Here is a 2,296-nt window from a genome sequence, read left to right as displayed (position 1 = left end):
GTGCCCCGAAGTGACTGCCCGCCGATGAAGATCGTCCACGTGTTGGCGACCCTGGCCCGAGCGAGAAACTCGCTCTCCCCAAGCGTCTAGTCAGTTCGGACCTTCCGGAAGGCCTGTTCCGCGGCGGCCACGGTCGCCTCGATCTCCTGGGCCCCGTGGGCGGTCGAGAGGAAGCCCGCCTCGAATTGTGAGGGGGCCAAATACACGCCGCCCTCGAGCATGGCATGGAAGAACACTCCGTATTGCTTTGTGTTCGAGGCCTTCGCCGTCTCCCACCCGGTTACTGCGTGATCCGTGAAGAAGGTGGTGAACATCGTCCCCATCCGGTTCAGAACAACAGGGGCACCCGCCTTCGCGGCAGCTTCGCGCAGCCCCTCTTCCAATGTGGCGGCGTGCTTCTCGAGCGCTTCCCACACACCCGGTGAACGGACTTGCCTGAGCGTCTCGATTCCGGCCGCCATGGCCATAGGGTTGCCTGATAGCGTGCCGGCCTGGTAGACGGGACCCGACGGCGCCACCATCTGCATGATATCCCTGCGGCCGCCGTAGGCTCCGACGGGCAGACCACCACCGATGACCTTGCCCAGCGTGGTCAGGTCGGGCCTCACCCCAAAGAGCGTCTGCGCCCCGCCCGGATGGACACGGAATCCGGTCATGACCTCGTCGAAGATCAGGATTGACCCGGATGCCTCCGCCAGGCGCCTCAGCCCCTGCAGGAAGCCCTCTGCTGGAGGCACCACACCCATGTTTCCGGCGACGGGCTCGATGATGATCGCCGCAATTTCACCGGCTGATGCCTCGAAGATCTTCTCCACTGCCCGGAGATCATTGAATGGTGCGACCAGCGTGTCGGCGGCCACAGCGGCAGGGACGCCCGGGGAATCGGGCAACCCCAAGGTGGCAACCCCCGAGCCGGCCTTCACCAGCAGCATGTCTGCGTGACCGTGGTAACAGCCTTCGAACTTCACGATCTTGTCTCGACCTGTGTAGGCGCGCGCCAGGCGCAAGGCCGACATGGTCGCTTCGGTTCCGGAGTTGACGAAACGCAGCATCTCCATCCCGGGCATGAACGCCTGGATCGACCTTGCCAGCTCGGTCTCGAGCTCGCTAGGCGCGCCGAAGCTGGTGCCGCGCGCCGCCGCCTCGGCGATCGCCTGGACGACCTGCGGGTGTGCGTGGCCGAGGAGCAACGGTCCCCATGAGAGCACGTAGTCGATGAACCGGTTGCCGTCGACGTCGTGGAGGTACGCGCCACTGGCGTGATCGATGAAGCGAGGCGTTCCCCCGACTGCCCGAAAGGCTCGGACGGGCGAGTCGACACCACCAGGCAGGACTTGTTGTGCTTCACGGAACAGCAACTCGGAACGGGTGGTCTTCATCGGCTGCGTTCCCTTTCCATACTCTGAACATGGGACAGGGCTGCTGTAGCAGCCGCTTCGCCTGAAGCGATGCAATCTGGAAGCCCGATGCCCCGGTATGCGCTCCCGGCAAGTTGCATCCCTGGATGGGCGTGCAGACCCCGCTCGATGCTTGCGAGCCGGTCCGGGTGCCCGAGGATGTACTGCGGCATCGCCTGGGGCCAACGGAAGACCCGCTGCAGGATCGGCGCAGCTCGCACGCCCATCACCTGTTCGAGCTCGGTCCGCACCACATGCACCAGTGCCTGGTCGTCGGCCTCCAGTAGGTCTTCCTTGCCCGCCCGGCCGATGAAGGCCCGGATCAGAGCGAATCCATCCGGCGCACGATGGGGAAACTTGGTCGAGGTCCAGGTGCACGCCAGGATCGGCCGGCCCTCCGCCTGGGGGACAATGTAACCGTAGCCGTCCAAAGCGCGCGGGATGGCGGAGAGGGGGAAGGCCAGCGAGACCGTCGCCGTCGAGGCATACGGGATGCTCTCCAGGTCGGCGGCCATCCGAGCATCGAGACCCTCAACCAGTTGTGCGCTGACGAAGGCCGGCGTCGCCAGAATGACCGATGATGTTTCGATCCAGTCCCGCCCGGCGAGACGGACGCGGTAGCCCTCGCCCGGCAACGGCTCTACCCTGACGGCGGCCGTGCCCTTGCGAACATCTGCCCCCGCCAGCCGCCGTTCGAGGGCCTCGATGATTTCCGCCAGGCCGGTCCTGGGTGTGAGGAAGGCGGATGCCGGGCGACGTTGCGCCGGCTGATGTCCCTTCCCGTTGTCCCGAAGGGCATGGAGCATCCCGCGGGTCAGGCTGCCATACCTGAGCTCGGTCTCCCGCAGCTGGGGAAAGGTCGCCGCCAGGCTCAGACGGTTGCCATCGCCGGCGTAGAT

At 65.8% G+C, this 2,296-nt stretch carries 2 protein-coding genes; both read right to left on the bottom strand.

Annotation, left to right across the window (positions count from 1 at the left end; genetic code table 11):
- Nucleotides 1-86 precede the first annotated feature (86 nt).
- Complete coding sequence (hemL, locus tag MUO23_03770; GenBank protein ID MCJ7512070.1) at nucleotides 87-1,379, bottom strand: glutamate-1-semialdehyde 2,1-aminomutase; 1,293 nt, start codon at nucleotides 1,377-1,379, stop codon at nucleotides 87-89.
- Nucleotides 1,376-2,296, bottom strand: a 921-nt coding sequence (gene hemG / locus MUO23_03765) for a protoporphyrinogen oxidase (protein ID MCJ7512069.1), incomplete at its 5' end; no start/stop codon positions are given. The genes hemL and hemG, both read right to left, overlap by 4 nt.

This window comes from Anaerolineales bacterium, assembly GCA_022866145.1.
Classification (GTDB): Bacteria; Chloroflexota; Anaerolineae; order Anaerolineales; family E44-bin32; genus PFL42.
The sequence above is the reverse complement of the archived record's forward strand: the minus strand, read 5'-3'. Positions and strand labels throughout refer to the sequence as shown.

What these genes read in the sequence shown, in the direction of transcription:
- hemL (MCJ7512070.1), bottom strand. Translation starts at nt 1,379, where the DNA reads ATGAAGACCACCCGTTCCGAGTTGCTGTTCCGTGAAGCACAACAAGTC.